The following is an 18580-nucleotide window of genomic DNA, read 5'->3' on the forward strand; positions in this document are numbered from 1 at the left end:
CCCATAATATTAGTGTCCAATAACTCCTGAATCGTTAAGTTTAGGTGTTAACTTTGAAAAAAGTTTGGTTGTTCTTGGCTTTAGAATATATCCAAGTGCTAAAAACATTAAAAAGAATACTGATAATGTAATTATATCTTTTGATAAAGTTGAATATGTTACTCCTGCAAGAGCTTCTCTCATAGCACTTATACCGTAAGTGAATGGCAGTGCACAATGTATCTTTTGGAAAAAATTAGGAGTAACTTGTATAGGGAATGTTCCACCTGATCCCGCTAACTGGAGAACCAAAAATACAACTCCAATGGCTTTACCAACATTGTTAAACAAAGATGCCAATGTATATACTATAGTGGTAAATATTATACTTTGGTATACGGCTAAGGATACGAAAAGTACAGGAAATTGAACTTTTATACCCAGCACCAATATATCTCCTACAGAAACTATAAATCCTTGCAGTATAGCTATAGAAATAAATAACAGGTATTTAGCAATGTACTCTTCTCTTGGATTAAATTCAAAATCTCCATTATGAAATTTAACACTTAATAATGCACATAGAAGCAGTGCACCTACCCATAAGCTAAGCGTAGTATAAAAAGGAGTTAAACCAGCTCCATAATTCTCCACTGGGAATAGGGTATGTGTTTTTAGATTAACAGGAAGAGCTAAAAAGTCTCCTTCAGTATTTCCATCAGTTTTAAGAAGGCTAGCAATGTCCTTTAAACTTATTTCGCTGTCAAGAGCCCTTACTTTAGATGTAATATCACTAATTTTTTTCTCTATATCTTTATTTCGTTTTTGAAAATCCTGTATATCCTTTACAGCTATCTTCCCTTGTGATGATATGTCAGAAAGAAAATCTTTTAAAAAGTTCATATCATCTTTCATATTTTTAATCATAGTATTTAAATCAAGAACTCCATCTGATCCCTTTTGTAGAGCTTCTTGAACTTGAGGTACAATATCACTATTAATACTATTCTGAAGTTTACTTAAGTCATTTGATATATTAAGAGTCAACTTTGATATCTCTGGAAGCAATTCTTCAACATTCTTGTTGTTATCAAGATTATTTTTAAGTGTCGTAAGCCGTCCTTTAAGCTTATCCAGATTTCCACTTATTCTTTTGAAATCAGAAGATAGCTTAGATGCCTTTTCTGAGGTCGTATCTCCAATTTCTTTTGAGCTTGTTTGTATTAAATCTTTTACATCATCTATTTGAGCATTTATACTATCTACACTCTTTCCTACCTCACTAGAAGTATATTTCAAAGTATTCCTTATCCTTTTTGTTTTCTTACTAATATAATTAAAATCGTCTTCTGCATCTTCCAGCTTATTTCTTATTGTTGAAAAAGTTTGTCTCTGCAGCAAATTATCTATAGGTTTAAGCGCTTTATCCATTTCTTCATTAATATCTTCAAATTTATCTGAAAGAGAATCATTTAAATCAACTAAGGAATCCAGTAAATCTATTGTATTATCACTTATAGATGATAGGGAATCATCTAAAGTATTAAGAAGATTTTTATAAACATCTAAGTCTCCTGCAATTTTATCAGATTTTTCTTTTAAATCCTTAGGAACATCTTCACCTAAATCAGCTAAGTCCTGAGATACTTCTTTCATTTCGCTGCTAAGCCTATTAGCTTCATCTATTGCATCATCTATATCTGAGAGCATATCAGGCTTATATATGGAAAGCTTATTATTAAGATCATCCGTAGTAGTTGATATTTTTGAAAAAGTATTTTCCATAATAGATAAATTTTCTTTTACATCATCTGACACATCTTCAATCTTATCGCTTTTGTTAGTTAAATCTTTGCTAATATCTTCATTAAGCTGTATAGTTTTGTTTAAGGTATCTTGAATAACCTTAATATTATCTGAAGTCTTGTCTATATTTACAAAAGTTCCATCTGATTTTTTTACTAAATCATCTAAAGCCTTATTTATCTTTGGATAATTATCATTTATGGCATATAATGTGCCTTTATATTTTTCTATCTTATCGTAGTTTTCATCTATCTTAACTCCTGCCTTATTTAATATTTCAAACAACTTCTTAGTGACTGTCTCTACAAAGGACTGGCTTATTTCCTTTTGTAAAGTTGAAGCACCAGAATCAGTCATTTTAGGGGCAATGGCATTGATTTTTTGGTTTACGTAATATTCAAGAGTAGGTTTTACAGGGTTTTTATCCAGCAGTGTACTCATTTCCAAAGAAAATTCACTAGGTATTATTATAGTTGCATATACTTCTCCTTCTTCAGCCTTTTTAATTCCTTCATCTTCATCCTTATAAAACGTCCACCCTAGTTTCTTATTTTCTTTAAGCAGTTTTACTACCTCATTACCAATGTTAAATTCAATTCCTCTTATACTTCCTCCAACATCATTATTTACTATACCAACCTTTATACCCTTAGTATTAGAATAAGGATCCCAAGATGCATATATGTTAACCCATGCATATAAAGAAGGTAATACAGCTAGTCCTATTATAATAACCAAAGTTACCCAACTAATTCTGATTTTGTTTAGATCTTTTTTGTACATCTTAGCTATTGTTTTTGCACTTACTTTCATATCAGTATCTCCTTTTATATAATATTGCATCAAAGACTTTTTGTACTGATCAGTATAATTATAATACCAAATTTTTTTAATGTCAAAATATAAAAAATGCCACCTAAAGCTCATTATAGGTAATAAATTTGATACTTTTTATTGGCTTATTAATGCTTAGTGACAGTGCATAGTTTTTATTAAATGTAGTATTATAAAAATTCCATATATCTTTATTTATTTCTTTTTTAAATATGTTTTTTTTATTATCCAGCCTTCCAAAATTAACTTCTTTAATTAAGTCATTGATTCCAATACCAATAGCTTTAAAAAATGATTCCTTTAAAGTCCAAAACTTATAAAATAGCTTAACTCTTTCTTCCTTACAGGCAGTTAAGTATGTCCATTCCTCATTTGATAGAAATTCTTTTGCTATATTTATGTCTATTGGAAGAATTTCTTCAATATCAATTCCAATGTTACACACTGATGATACTGCACATACAACCCATTCACTTGAATGAGAAACGTTAAAATCTATATAGAATCTACCATTAGATTCTATATATGGCCGATTCATAATATTCCTCTTTACTTGAAAACAGCTTTCTCTTATCCCTAACACATCTTTAATTGCATTTTTAATAGTTAAAGCTGATGTTAAAGATTCACAGCGTGATTTATAATCTTTCTTTGCAATAATTCTATTTTGTTCTTCTTTGCTTAATGAATTCAAAGCTTTTTTAAAATCCATATCTGATATATTAAAGTTTATTTTTGTAGTATAAATAAAAATATCATCTTGCATTTCTAGTTATATCACCCTTTATTTATAATATAAAAAGATAAGGATTTCTCCTTATCTTTTATTTAAGGCTCTGGGAAGTAGCCAATTTTAATAGCATAGCTTAGCATTTTATTGATAAAATCTTGATTAATCTGCGTATATTTTAAATATGCGGAATCTAGATATTTCACTGTATTTGGGCAAGCAAATCTATAAGAAGAATTTTTTACTCCATCCCCATCTAGTTGAGCCATTGCTAACTCTAAACCTTCTTGATTTTTACTAATACTATTATCAAAAAGCCACTTCTCATATTCATTTTCATCAATTAAATCTATCCTATATCCAAAGTTATTAATCATATCAATAACAGAATTATATGGAACTTGACCAGGATTACAAATATGGAATGTCTCTCCTATAGTATCCTCACGGCAAACTAGATATACAATGGCTTTACTAGCATAATCAATAGGAGTAAAATCCAAATAGCAATTAACTTTTGGCGCTTTTCCCAATAAAATCATAGACTTAATCATACGATAGAAAGCATTGCTGTCAATGTTTTTCTGAAACTTACCATCATCAAAGCGGCAAGTTAAATTTCCACCACGATAGACTGTAATTGCAGTTCCTTCTTCTCCAGCTTTATATACTAATTTTTCTGATTCAAGCTTACTATTTGTATAAACATTTTCCAATTTCAAATCATCAGAAAGCTTTGGATTACTAATTACCTCTTCCCACTGTCCATTCAGTGATAACTCCTCTGGAATTCCTAATGTTGAGATATAATGAAATCTTATATCCTTTTTACATTTAGCTATATCAAGCAAATGTTTTGTGCTTTGAGTGTTAACTTTTTCAAAATAAGACATATCCCCAAAGTGACGAACATCAGCAGCAGCATGAATAATTGTATCTATATTTTCCTTAATAAACCCTTCATCCTCTAGAGATAAACCTAGTTTATCCTTTTGTAAATCTCCTTCTATAGTAGCTACCCTTGAGTCAATAATGCTTGTAATCTCTTTATCAAAATATATTGACATAGTATCTAATAGCTTTTCTAATAATGACTTATTATCAGATTTTCTAAGCAAGCAATAAACTTTAGCATCTGTGTTTTTTAGTAGTTCATAGAGAATATGGGATCCCAAATACCCAGTAGCCCCTGTAAGAAGAATATTTTTAGGCTTTTTATATTGTTTTAATTCTACTTTATAATTCTCACTGCTTGGATATTCATTTAAATCCTTAACTTCCCATACATTATGCTCAGCATTTTTGCTGCATTTATTATCTTCTTTTTCTAGTTCATTAACACGTATCTCCATATCAGCAACGGTTCTATGAGTGAAGAAATCGCTAATCTTCAAGCCTGGGAAATGAGGCTTTAGCAACACTAAAATACTCATAATTTTTAAAGAATGCCCCCCAATTTCGAAGAAGTCATCATATATTCCTATTTTATCTAATCCTAGAACTTGAGCCCAAGCATCTGCAATAATCTTTTGGATTTCATTTTGTGGTGCAACATAATTATCATTTTCCTCTACTTTAACAATTTCAAAAGTAGCTAATTTTTTACGATCAATCTTTCCAGTTGGTGATATAGGCATTTCTTCTAAATAATTTATATATCTAGGAACCATGTAAGAAGGAAGCTTCTCCAGCAAAAAGTTCTTTAGTTCTGAAGTTTTTATTCTTTCCTTATTTTTAGAAGTATAATATGCAGCTAACATAGTTTCATTATTATCTTTAATAGGAATAATAGCCACATCTTGTATTTCTTCATATTTCGAAAGATTGTCCTCTATCTCACCAATTTCTATACGATGTCCACGAACTTTAACTTGTGAATCTTTACGCCCTACATATTCGATAAGACCATTTTCTAAAATGCGAGCAGTATCTCCAGACTTATAAATGATACTATTTTCTTTAAAAGGATTTTTTATAAAGACTTCTTTTGTCTTTGCCTCTTGATTCAAATAACCCTTTGCTAAAGCAACGGAAGAAATGTATATTTCTCCAGGTACATTAATAGGACAAAGTTGATTTTCTTCATTAACAATATAAACTTCATAGTTTGGAAAAGGCTTTCCTATAGGAATATTAGTTTGATCTTCTGGAACTAAATCTTTAATTATATGTCCAGTTGCAACAACTGTTGATTCAGTAGGACCATATAAATTAATAATTTCAATAGAGTTCTGGAACTTTCTTTGGAAAGCACGTACAATTTCACCAGATAGAGCTTCGCCACCTATTGCAACTCTTTTAACAGTAGATAACTTTGAATAATTTTCTTCAGATAAATGAGCTGCTAGTTGATTAAAGAATACAGTAGGCAAAATTGCAATAAAAGTAGCCTTTGTCCTATCAATAGCATCGGCAAATGCTTCTACTGAAATACGTTCCTCTGGAGATAATAAATGCAATCTAGCTCCCCAGAATAATGAACCAAAAGTATCCCATACTGATGCATCAAAGCTGTAAGTTGCAAACTGAGTTAAAATTTCCTTTTCATTAATATTAAATTTATTTCGGATTAAATATCCTAAATTTACTACACCTTCATGAGCGATTAAAGTTCCTTTTGGCTTTCCAGTAGATCCAGATGTATAAATAATGTAAGCTAAGTCGTTTGACTTTATATCAATATCTGGATTTTTCGTTGAAAAACTATCTATATCATCTTCTAATATAATAATTTCTTTTACTGATTTACTACTAGATAGTAATTCTTTAGCCTTATTTATATACAAACCTTTTGTTACTATGAACGGCGATTTTGTGTCAGATATAATATAAGTATTACGTTCTTCTGGATGTTCAGGATCTAATGGTACATATATACCACCAGCTTTAAGAATACCAAAAATGCTAATGACTGTTTCAAGGCTTCGTTCCATAAATATAATAACAAAATCACCTTTTTTAAGTCCTTTTTGAATAAGAGCATTTGCAAGCTTGTTAGCTTCCTCATTCAATTCTCTATAAGTAAATTGTTTTTTATCAGAAGATATAGCAATGTTATTTGGAAATTTACATACTGCTTCCTCGAACATTTTTGGAATTGTTTTGTCCTTTGGAAAATCTACATATGTATCATTTAACTTACTATAAATCTCCTTTTCCTCTTCTGTTAAAATATCAATACCATAAATACTAGATTTTTGCTCATTAAGAACAGCTTTAATAATATTTATATAATACTCAGTAAAACGTTCTATAGTTTTTGATTTAAATAGATTATCGGCATATTCAACATTAACCATAATATTAGTATCTTGTTCTTTAACTTGCCAATTAAGCACAGCTTCATTGGCAAGTTTTTTATTAGAATTCATACTAAATGTAGTCTGAAATAAAGTTGCATAAGATTCATCTGTCATTATTTGCTCAGGAACAAAATTATATTTGCGTGCATTTTTTAGTTTTTCTTTTACTAACATAAGAAGTTCTTCAAATGTTTTTATGCCTTCCATTGAAATACGAATTGGACGAATATTATTTTTAATGGTAACTCCCACTAAAATGTCCTTTTCATTTGATAATCTAGCCATCAAGACAAAATAAGAAGCAAGCATAATGGATTGTATATCTAAGCTATAGTTAATTTTTTTCAAGTCATTCTTTAAGCATTTTTCAAAAGCAACAGTCATACTTTTCTTGTTTAAGCTCTTTCTATTATCTATAGAAAAGTCCACCGGAATATTTAACACTGGTAAAGGAAGTGCTAGTTCTTTTAGCCAGTATTTCTTTTCCTCTGTTGATAGTCGCTCTAATAAAGAAAGTTCCGTTTCCATAAATAGTCTCCTTTCGTCTGCATATTCTGTCTATGTGCTTATTATCATAAGCTTATTTAATTATATTATTAGATAAAACCTATACTTGGAAATTACTAATAAGTTTTTGTAGCTCTTCTGACATAAGGCTTAATTGTTTAGATGAATCAACAATAGACTCTAGTGAAGCTTGCTGCAATCCTACGTTATTAGCAATACTATTGGATGTTGAAGAAGTTTGTCTAGCAATAGACATTAAATCAGTTACAGCAGCTGATACTTCTTCAGTTGTGGCAGAAATTTGTTGTGAAGAATCTGAAGCATCTTGAATTTGTGAGGCAACCTCTTTGGTAGTATTTAAAATTTCTAAGAATAAGTCACCAGTTTGCTTTGCAATTTCCATACCAACTGTAACTTCTTTAGTACCCGTATTCATAGAACTAACGGCATTTGTAACTTCACTTTGAATAACCTGAATAAGTTGAACAATTTCCCCAGCTGAACTCTTTGATTGTTCTGCTAATTTACGCACTTCATCTGCTACGACAGCAAATCCCTTTCCGTGTTCTCCTGCTCTAGCTGATTCAATTGCTGCATTTAAAGCAAGAAGGTTGGTCTTTTCAGATATATCTGTAATAACATTCATTATATTGCTGATTTCTTTAGAGCGCTCATCTAAAGTTTTAACAACTCTAGCAGTACTTTCTACAGCATTTGAAATAAGTTTTATTTGTTTAACAACCTTTTGAACAGCATCATTTCCTTGAGCAGATTTATTCTCCATATTGGCTGCAGAAGAAGAAACATTTGACACATTATTTGCAATCGTTTGAATTCCTGACGCAATTTCATTCATTGCCTTTGCACTTTCAACAGTAGACTGTTCTTGTGTTTCAATACTAGCAGCCATTTCACGAATATCCTTAGTAATTTTAACTGTATGCTCATTATTTTCTTCAGTAATACTCAATAACTTCTTACAAAACTCATCAATATCAGAGGAAGCTTTTTTAACCTTTGAAATCATTTCTCTAACTTGCTGAACCATTATATTAAACTTAGAGTTAACAATACCTAATTCATCACTTCCAGTTTTCAATTCAACATCAAAGTTACCGTGGCTGACTTTATCAATTCCTTTTACTAGTTCATTAATAGGAGATGTGCTCTTCTTTATAAAAATAAATTGTATAAAGATAGCTAATACTAGGAAAATTGCAAGCATAATCAAACTACTTACAATAAGCTTTCTTTGACCGTTAGGGATAATGCTTGCATCAACGTCTATTCCAAAATAAGATGAGATTTCACCATTTTTATCTTGTATTGGATAAAGAATAGTCATCCATGTTCCGTAATCATCTTTATAAACATTTGTAAATGTTACTTTTCCACTTTCTAGCATAGATTTAATAGCATTGGCAATCTCATTAGGTTGCTCATACATATCCCCAAGTTTTAGCCCTGCATCTTGGAAATCTTTAATAACGTGAGAAGGCATAGCAATAATAGAAGTTTTGTTACCATCTTGCAATTCAGTACCAAATATATATCCTTGTGCCACCACAGGATTATATTTAGATAGAAGATCAAAGTATTCAGTTAATTGCTTTTCAGCTGGATCACTGTAATCTTTAGCTTCTTTAGCCTTCTCCACATCTTCAGTTTTTAATTCTTCTGACCAACTTTGTGTAATTTGACTTGTTTGATTTCTCAATGAATCTAATAAAATATCAGACTGTAAAAAATAACCAAAGCAAATCAGAATAATACTAGCTACAACAACATTACTAATAGAAAAAGTTAATATTTTTGTTGCAAAAGATGAATTTTTAACTTTTATCATTTATACTCACTCCATTCTTTATTTACATAATATAAAGTTTCAGATTTATGTAAATCCTACTACATAATTTTCGTCATATCTATTTAAATATTAACAATTAAAAATTGTTGTTTATGAAAATCCACGAAAAAGAGAATAAATTGGTGTATATCCAAAAGTATACTAGACAAATTAAAAATATAGCATATAAAGTAAAAATATCCACAAAATTATGCTTAATAAAAAAATCATGGATAACTAAGTCAAAAAGTGACATATATCCATGATTTTTTATCTTATAAACTTTAATTACATTTTAAATAATTGTATTAGTTTCTACTATTATTTCATTCTTATTATTTTTACATAGTATTATATTTCCACCGGAAGTTTTAATAATTTCCGTTAAAAATTTAATAATTAATTTAAACCCTATGTCATTGTTATAGTATTCTATTAAATCTAAATTTGCACAATTTAATGTTACCGTTAAATTTGGATAGTTTCTAAACTGTACCGAAGTGATTTTGATCTCTTCCTTTTTTAGAATATAATTAACCAATTCAGTTATGGTAAGCAAGATTACACTATAATTCCCTTGATGATTTAAATATAAATTGTCCACATCAATAGTCACTGCACTTATTATTTGAGACTGAAAGCTTTCCACAAGACTTTTAATACTAAATTTATTTATGTTTGTTGGAAAAGTATCTAAAAACCTTGAATACATATTATTTATTAATTTTAAGTAGTGTTCACTAGTCTCAATATAACCTGAATTACTTTTTATTTTAGTAAAAAATATATCTTGAATCTGTAAAACTTTTTTAGTTATGTTTTTAATACTAATAACATCCTTCTCAATATTATTAATTAAATTCTCTTTTATTTTCAAAACTTGGTTATATATATCATTTCTTTCTTGTAATTGCTGTTTTATTTTTTTATTTTCTAATTTCATATTATAATATTCTATCGCTTCCTGTATAGCTGGTAAAAATTCTGCTTCATTATCCCATGGCTTGGCTATATATTTAAAGACACCAATACTATTAACAGTCGCCAAAATTTGTGGTAATTGATTATATCCTGAAAGAACTATTCTTATTGTATCTGGAGAGATTTCTTTAACCTTCTTTAATAAATCAAATCCATTCATCTCTGGCATTTTCATATCTGCTACAATAACACTAATATCATCATTTTTTATAATATCAATAGCCTTTTTGCCATTTGTGGCAACTATAGATTCATAATTCTCATAGATTACACTTCTTTTTATAGAATTTAATATATTTATTTCATCATCAACAAAGAGCACTTTATTAGTCTTCATAATCTAAAATCACTCTCCTTATACTTACTAACAATATCCTGACATTGTTGTTTTGTAATTCCTAAATATTTATAAACTTCATTACTTACATTAGTCATAAATTGTGGGTGTAATATCTTCCACGAATAATAATCAGCTAAATTTACAATACATGCAATATTCTTATTAGAATTACTTGCAGTTAATGGATTAGAATGTTTTAATGAAACTTCTACAATTGGATATGGCAGCTGCCATAAATTTAATATATATGAGCCTACCTCCTCATGAGTAAAATGAAAAATATTCTTTTCGCATATGCTTATATCTACTTTATTATTTTCATCCTTCATTTTAAGTATGCTTTCATATTCTTCTTTAAACATTTTTAATAATATTACTTTGCCTATATCATGTAATAATCCAGCTGAAGAATATTGCTCTGGAATCTTTTTTTTATTTATCTTTTCATAAAATTCAACAGTCAGTGTATTAACTAAATTAGAATGCTCCCACAATAAACTTTTATATTCGCTATCATTATCAAAATCAAATATATCCACATAAGCAATTAATGATTTAAGATTTATAAGTCCTAAATTAACAACAGCAGTCTTTACAGAACCTGTTTTTATTCCATAAAAAGCAGAATTAATAGTTTTAAGAACTTTTGTTGCTATGGTTTGGTCTTTATTAATTAAAGTAACTATCTCATCTATGCTTGAATTGTCATCTTCAATAAGTTTATTGATTTTAGCAAACAGAGTTGGAATTGTTGGTAATTTATTAGTAGACTCTAATATATCTTTTAAATTACTATCATTTAACTTATCAGAAGTATCCAAAATATCCCTGATTTTATTTATTAAATCTTCTTTCACCCAAGGTTTATTAATATAGATTCTTGCAATGTTCTCATTTATGCATTTAAACATTAAGGCTTTGTGTACATATCCACTTAAAACAATTCTTATGATATTTGGATATATATATTTAACTCTCTTTAAAAGTTCATACCCATCCATTTCGGGCATCATCACATCACTTACTATTACATCTATATTCTTGTTTTCATATAGTATCTTTAAAGCCTCTCTTCCACTTTCAGCATAGAAAGTTATAAATTCACTATCAAAAAATTCTCTCTTTAATGAATTTAAAATTGCTTTTTCATCATCAACAAATAAAATAGTTTTTGACATTTACTTATCGCCACCTAATTTATTGGTATAGATAATATTATTTCAGTTCCTTCATCCAAGATACTTTCAATATTTATGCTTCCTTTATGTTTATTAACTATTATGTCATAAGAAATGCTTAATCCCAAACCAGTTCCTTTCCCAACTGGTTTGGTTGTAAAAAATGGATTAAATATCTTACTCATATTTTCTTTACTAATTCCTATTCCATTATCTTTAATAGAGCAATATACATTTAATTCATCACACCATGTTGTAATATTTATCTCACCAAAAAAGTCTGGATTTTTATGATTCTTTTCTTTTATTGCATATGATGAATTTAATATAATATTTAACAGCACTTGATTTATTTCTCCTGCTTTAGCTTTTATAATTGGTATATTACCTAAATTTATTTTAAAATCTGCTGTGTATTTTACATCATTCCTTGCTATAATAATAGTTTCTTTTATTCCTTCGTTCAAACTATAGTCTGTAAATGAATCATCTTTATTTTCATGAGCAAAATTTCTAAGAGTTGTAACTATATTCCTTATTCTATTTAAACCATCCTCAGTCTCCTTATATAAATCTTTTAAATCTTCTATAATATAATCAATTTTATTTAATTTTTCTAAATTATTAATATTGTCAATTTCATCTTTTACCGATGCTATTGAACCTTCATCTAACATTTCTGTAAGCTTTCTATATTGGAAAATAGATTCTATAAACTTATTAATATATTTTTTTAAAGTATTAAAGTTACTTAATACAAAACCTAATGGATTATTTATTTCATGTGCTATACCTGCTGAAAGTTGTCCTATACTTGCCATCTTATCCTCTTGTATTAATTTCATTTGTGTATCTTTTAATAACTCCAGCGTATTTTCTAATTCCTTATTTTTTTCACTTAAATTTTCAATCAAAAGTTTCTTTTCAGTTATATCTTCTATTACTAATAGAAAGTTAGTTATATTGCCCATATCATCTTTTACGGATGATATAAAGACTCTCATCCAAAGTATGCTTCCATCTTTTCTTTTAGTACAAAGCTCTTTATTCCAGTTTTTCCCACTGTTTATTATTTTTAACACTTCATCATAAAACTCTTTATTTTGATTTGGTAAATTTAATATGCTTAATTTTTTACCTATAACATCATACCTATGATTTCCTATCATATGTTCAAATTTTTCATTTACATATTCTATGTTCAAATTCATGTCAGTTATAATAACTACATTGCATGAATTTTCAACTGCAATCAATAATTTATTTATTAGTTGATTTTTTTTCTTACATTCAATTATATCTATTGTTATCGTTGATACTCCTATTAATTTCCCATCCACATCATACATTGGCAATACTGTAACTGAAACATCTATTAATTTATTGTTTTTATTTTTCCTTATAGTTTCATAGTGGCTTAATTTATTACCTTCCTTTACTTTATCCAATATCAAATTAATTTCATCTTTTTTTTCTTCTGGTACAATTATTGAAATATCTTTACCAATAACTTCTTTTGATGTGTATCCATATAATTTTTCCGCTCCTGAATTCCAACTTGTTATTTTACCACATAAATTTTCTGTAATTATAGCATAGTTACAATTCTCTATTATAGAGGATAATAATCTTCTCTTTTTTTCAGATTTAATTCCATTAGATATTTCTCTTATTATGCTTATAATGACTACACCATTCTTAAGTTTAATTCCAACAGACTTAACTTCAACTGGTAATGGGAAACCATCTTTTTTATAATGAATTGTCTCAAATTCAATGACATTTGTTTTAGTTATATCAAACTCATATATTGAAGTATTAATACAACTTTTGTTTCTTAGTTGACATATGTTCATGTTCGTTAGCTCTTCTTCACTATATCCATAAGTAAAAATTGCTTTGGAATTGGCCTTCAATATGTTACCTTTATCAGATATGATTAATATTATATCATCTGAATTCTCAAATATATATTTATATGTGATAAGTTCATCACTGCTAAAATCTTCCCCCATAATCTTACCTCCGTATTTGTCAGCGTTTTTATTGTTTATTTGATATTTCTACATATCTTCAAATCCAATACTTTCTCCCCATAATACATTTTCATATTATTTATAAAGAAATGTATGATTAATATCTCAATAATTCGGATATAAAACAGAGAAATATGTCTACATTATCTTGAACATATAGAAAAAAGTTGAATAAAAAATATTACTAATTAACATGTAGTAATATTTTTTATAATATATAAATATTTTGATAGGTGGATAACTCAATGATAAGAAACAATAGTAAAGAAGCCTATTTAATCAAATTAAAAGAATATAATCCTTCAAGGATTTCACTTAGCATAGTCTGACATGGATATAAAAGAATTGCAATATTAATGATAAAGGCCTCCAATTACATAAAATATTCAATTACATAAAGTCTCTTTGCATCAGGAAAGAATATTAAGTATATTTGTGAATTATCTTTTTCTGTTTTAGAATAATACATATATTCCTCATCAAAGTTTGGTCTATTTATCCGTGAAACATCCAAATGAATAAGAATCCCACTTATTGCTGATTCAACTTCTGCATTTTTACCTTCTTGCCAATTTAAAGCCTCATTTATAATATCTTTATCCTCATATTCAAATATATGATATCTCTCTCCGTCACCATGAAAGCTTGCTCCACTATCTTTTGAGTAGATTTCTTTATATGAGTTTGGTAGTTTCATATTCCAATTCGAATTAATAATTTCTGTATAAGGCTCATTTATTTGTTTGCACGTAAATGCAATAAACGGCATCATTATAACTAATATAATGCTGCATATACTAATACACAAAATTAATAGCAATTTCTTCATTTTATTCACCTCAAAAACCAATTATATAATCTTTTTAATAAAATACCTAACCAATTCACGTGAAAATTTTATGAATAATATTTTTAATATTGAACTGGAGTATGAGACTTGCATTATAGCAAAGTGAAGCTTTCCTAAATGCAAATCTCATATGGAATGTTCAATATTAAAGATTATCACAATTTAGTTTCTTACCTTTTAATTGCTCTTGTTGCATAAAAAGTTGGTACGTTAAATTCATGAAGTCTACCTGCCCCGTTTATGTCCTGATATATATCTGTAAGGACAAAGCCTGCACGTAATTGCCCTCCAATTTGTTCTTCGATAGTATGTGAAAATTGAATTCCCCAATCTTTTTTTATTGACTCTTCATATAGTTGTTTATCTTTCAATGGATTAAATGGCAGTTTGCGGATCACCATTTTCTCTTCATCATCAAAAATATAATTAATGCCGTTATCCAATCCAGCCAATAAAATTCCGCCTTTTTTCAATACCCTGTAGCATTCTTTCCAAACGGGTAAAACATCCTCTATATAGCAATTAGAAACTGGATGAAAAATCAAATCAAAGGATTCATCTTCAAAAGGCAAAGGATTTGTCATGTCTGCTTTCACTACTTTAATCTCATAGTTTTCTCTTTCCGCAACCTCTTTTTCTTTAAGCAATTGTTTTTCTGAATAATCCAGCACCGTACATTTTGCCCCTAGTGCTGCAAATATAGGCATTTGCTGCCCTCCGCCAGATGCCAAGCCCAATACTTTAGCATCCTTCATTTCACAAAACCAATCTTTTGGCACGGGTTTTATAGGTGTTAATACCACATGCCAATCATTATTCCTTGCTTTTTCAAAAACCTCATGACTAATAGGTTGTCCCCATTCCCAACCTTCTTCTACCCATTTATCAATAACCTTCGAGTTAATTTCAGTATATTTTTTATCCATATAAGCTTCTCTCCTCCATATAAAGCACTAGTAGTCGTTAATTTCCTTTAATATTTTACAAGTACGTAATATCTGTCTAATGTGTACCATATGCCTTTATTTTACACTATATAGCCTATAAAAGCATCTGCTTTTTCCTGCTTATTTTTTTATAAAGGTAAAATCCCTATTTTTCATCTCTATAATGTTAGTAAGATAACCTTATTAAAAAAATTAGCACCTTGCCTTATTCTTATTTAAAGCAAAGTGCTAATTCTAAATTTATATTTCTTTTTATTTTTTAAATATTCTATCTTTCTTTTCACTACTGTGGCCTCCTAAAATTCAATTATTTCTTCACTATTGATAAAATCTTTAGAATCATAGTTTTCCTTGATATACTCAATCAATTCCATATAGTATTCTTCATCAACATCACCTATGCATCTCTCATAGGCTTCTTCAATATCATATATATTCCATATAATCATATTATCGCTTTTGACTTCAAAATCAATTAGTTTACCATCGGTGATAAATATCATTCCATCTTTGTTGACACAAATTTTTTTGTAAAGCTCTATTAGCTGCCAATCTACTTGTTCCAATTGTAATATTTCTGTAAATCCATTTTTTCCAACACTTATAATTGAACATCCATCCATAAAATCACCTCATTATTAATAAATTCTTTAGAAATGTACCGACTATAACTCCTAATCCCATAAATGTAATATCTTCCAAAACTTCTTTAATCTTATTTTTCATTATTACTTTAAACTCCTTTCTACAAAATTATTAATATAAGTATATCATAAATCTGATATTTTGTAAATATTTGACAATAGTCAACAACTTTAATGTTTTTTTACGATCTGCTTTTAAGATAATTCTATATAGATATCTTTTTTACGAAAATTGTTCTTATATTGAAATAAAAAAAGCCCAAAGACCTTAGTCATTTGAGCTTAAACCTATTTTTTAAAACATTAATATAATCCTCATCACCATTATCCTATTTCCTGCTGTTATCAAATATTTTCTTTATAACAGAAATTGCATAAATATCAAGAATAACTATTGAAATTATCGCAAATATTGTAACAATAGCTGACTCCACAAAGACACCTTCTCTCTGAAACATTACTTTTAAACTTGATAAAAATAATATTGCCTTTAGGCAACTAAAAAAATTTTTTTTAATTCACCTAAAGGCAATATCTGAAAAAGATTAATTTTTATTATTTTATTTTCATAAGATTATATAATGTTTATAATATCTTATTCAACATTTCTTTGAAATTTCCTCTTACTATTTTATATAATTATCGTATTTTTCTAACTGTATTAAAATAATATCTCCTACACTACTCGCCTATATATTCGTATTCTTATTATGAAAAACGCTATATTCCATATATTATTCCAAACTCATGCTTTGCCAAACTAATAAATATCTCCCAAAAAGTTTTCGCTTAATTTTTGATGTGGGTATATATTTATTTGCTAATGACCTTATTTCATCCATGGTCATATATGTATCATGTTTACCATGCCTTTCCCAAACTTCTTTTGCATGTTCATCATCTTTTTTAAGTCTGCCATTTTTTATCAAGTTCATTACTATGTTAGGGAAAAAAGCACTGCCCCATATAATATAATCAGTTAATGATTTTGGTTTTACAAGGTCTAATATGATAAGTTTACCACCTTTTTTAAGTTTATCCTTTGCAAAACTCAGAAGCCATTCATAAGGCAAATGATGAGCAGTAGCTGTTGTTATAATAACATCAAAGCTATTGGTTTCAAATTCCATATCGAGAATGTTTCCGCAAATATACTCTATGTTTTTATTAGGATGTAAAACTTTTGCCTTCTCAATCATCTTATCTGCAAGGTCAACTGCTATTACTCTTTTAGATTTTTCAGACAACATAAATGAAAGTTCTCCTTTGCCGCAGCCGATATCAAGGCAAGTTTCTACATTATCCGGTATCAGTTTCATGAGTTGATTAAAATAACAGTTGTTGTGATTCCATTTTGGCTCATCCAGTTCTGATATTTCATTGAAATCAGTCTTTACAACATTATAATCTTCCATGCTTATTCCCTACCTAAATAAGATTTATGTCCACTTAAATCACAAGTTATCTATATCAATCCACAATGGTTCATATCTTTAATAATTATAAAATATCTTTACGCAATCTTTAGATTCATCTTTATATTTTAACTTTAACAATAATTCTTTTGTAAATCCACCTAAATCATAATGCTCAATCTCATTTATATTAATCCATTTATATGTTTCTGCCTCATCATTTAAGACAACATCACTTGAGTCTGTCTTACAAACATAGTCAATAAAAATAAAGTGTTTTTTCTCGTGGAACGTATCACTATATATGCTCTCCTTTAAACTAATTAACTTAATGTCATAGATATATAAACCCGTCTCCTCTAATATCTCTCTTTTCAACGCTTCTTCCATTTTTTCTCCTAATTCTATATGTCCTCCTGGAATTACGTATTTATTTCCCCATTTATGGGATTTACAAATCAATATTTTCCCTTCAGGATTAAATATAATTGCACTGACGGTTGGTTCAGGATAATTACTCATAACTTTTTATACGTCTCCTTTTCTACATTATTTCCACCCATTTGCCTATGTTTATTTCTTATTTCTTGCAGTAAATTTTAAAATAAAGTCATTTCTAAATAGGGATAAGTTGGGAAGTTTATTATCATGTAGTGGATTATAATTCTTTATTAATTTTTAACTGTTTTTGATTGTTTTTAAGCCAATTCATAACCTCAGTTGATGAAACAGTCCCTTGTGCAGAAAAACCTGGTAGTATTATGGAATTTTGACACTCTTTTGCTATATCCTTTTCAATATTACCAAATCCTCCGCCTCCATGAGTACAAAAAGGGATTACTATTTTATCTGTAAAATCATGCTGCCTAAGAAAACTCAAGACTGGCGGTGCTATTGTTTTAAACCAGTTGGGTGAACCTATAAATATTGTTTTATAACAATCTATTGGCTCATTTCCAAATATCAATTTAGGGCAAAATCCTCGAGAAATCTGATTTCTTACTTCTTTAACAGCAGTATTATAGTCAAAGGAATAATTCTTTTCAGGAACTAATTCTCTTAAGTCGCCGCCAGTTTGCGCTGCTATTTCCAATGCCAAACTCTCTGTGAACTTGAACAATGAATAATAAACAATCAGTATATTGCTCATATATAATACCTCCTACTTTACTATTATACATTGAA

The 18580-nt window shown here is 28.5% G+C and carries 13 protein-coding genes; all 13 read right to left on the reverse strand.

The window, feature by feature from the left end; genetic code table 11:
* Positions 1–9: 9 nt before the first annotated feature.
* On the reverse strand, positions 10–2598 hold the full coding sequence (locus ACFWTK_RS04080; protein WP_415874848.1) for a YhgE/Pip family protein: 2589 nt from the start codon (positions 2596–2598) through the stop codon (positions 10–12).
* Positions 2599–2701: 103 nt separating this feature from the next.
* Complete coding sequence (locus tag ACFWTK_RS04085) at positions 2702–3385, reverse strand: 4'-phosphopantetheinyl transferase family protein (RefSeq protein WP_415874849.1); 684 nt, start codon at positions 3383–3385, stop codon at positions 2702–2704.
* Positions 3386–3447: 62 nt separating this feature from the next.
* Complete coding sequence (locus ACFWTK_RS04090) at positions 3448–7179, reverse strand: amino acid adenylation domain-containing protein (RefSeq protein WP_415874850.1); 3732 nt, start codon at positions 7177–7179, stop codon at positions 3448–3450.
* Positions 7180–7258: 79 nt separating this feature from the next.
* Positions 7259–8875, reverse strand: a complete 1617-nt coding sequence (locus ACFWTK_RS04095) for a methyl-accepting chemotaxis protein (protein ID WP_415874851.1) — start codon at positions 8873–8875, stop codon at positions 7259–7261.
* 424 nt (positions 8876–9299) lie between these two features.
* A complete protein-coding gene (locus ACFWTK_RS04100) occupies positions 9300–10322 on the reverse strand; it encodes a response regulator (RefSeq protein WP_415874852.1) in 1023 nt (340 codons plus the stop codon).
* Positions 10319–11503 (reverse strand): HDOD domain-containing protein, encoded by a 1185-nt coding sequence (locus ACFWTK_RS04105; RefSeq protein WP_415874853.1) that lies wholly within the window; start codon positions 11501–11503, stop codon positions 10319–10321. Before ACFWTK_RS04105 ends, ACFWTK_RS04100 begins: the two co-directional genes overlap by 4 nt.
* A 14-nt stretch (positions 11504–11517) precedes the next feature.
* A complete protein-coding gene (locus ACFWTK_RS04110) occupies positions 11518–13518 on the reverse strand; it encodes a PAS domain S-box protein (RefSeq protein WP_415874854.1) in 2001 nt (666 codons plus the stop codon).
* A 394-nt stretch (positions 13519–13912) separates the two neighbouring features.
* A complete protein-coding gene (locus ACFWTK_RS04115) occupies positions 13913–14368 on the reverse strand; it encodes a hypothetical protein (protein ID WP_415874855.1) in 456 nt (151 codons plus the stop codon).
* Positions 14369–14559: 191 nt separating this feature from the next.
* Positions 14560–15315 (reverse strand): class I SAM-dependent methyltransferase, encoded by a 756-nt coding sequence (locus tag ACFWTK_RS04120; protein ID WP_415874856.1) that lies wholly within the window; start codon positions 15313–15315, stop codon positions 14560–14562.
* A gap of 317 nt (positions 15316–15632) precedes the next feature.
* Positions 15633–15959 (reverse strand): hypothetical protein, encoded by a 327-nt coding sequence (locus ACFWTK_RS04125; RefSeq protein ID WP_415874857.1) that lies wholly within the window; start codon positions 15957–15959, stop codon positions 15633–15635.
* 755 nt (positions 15960–16714) lie between these two features.
* Positions 16715–17395, reverse strand: a complete 681-nt coding sequence (locus ACFWTK_RS04130) for a class I SAM-dependent methyltransferase (protein WP_415874858.1) — start codon at positions 17393–17395, stop codon at positions 16715–16717.
* A 78-nt stretch (positions 17396–17473) separates the two neighbouring features.
* Entirely contained in the window at positions 17474–17917 is a 444-nt protein-coding gene (locus tag ACFWTK_RS04135) for an NUDIX domain-containing protein (RefSeq protein WP_061858451.1), read from the reverse strand.
* A 136-nt stretch (positions 17918–18053) separates the two neighbouring features.
* Positions 18054–18545 (reverse strand): flavodoxin, encoded by a 492-nt coding sequence (locus ACFWTK_RS04140; protein WP_415874859.1) that lies wholly within the window; start codon positions 18543–18545, stop codon positions 18054–18056.
* Between the last annotated feature and the right edge of the window lie 35 nt (positions 18546–18580).

Source organism: Clostridium sp. (genome assembly GCF_047777555.1).
Classification (GTDB): Bacteria; Bacillota; Clostridia; order Clostridiales; family Clostridiaceae; genus Clostridium_H.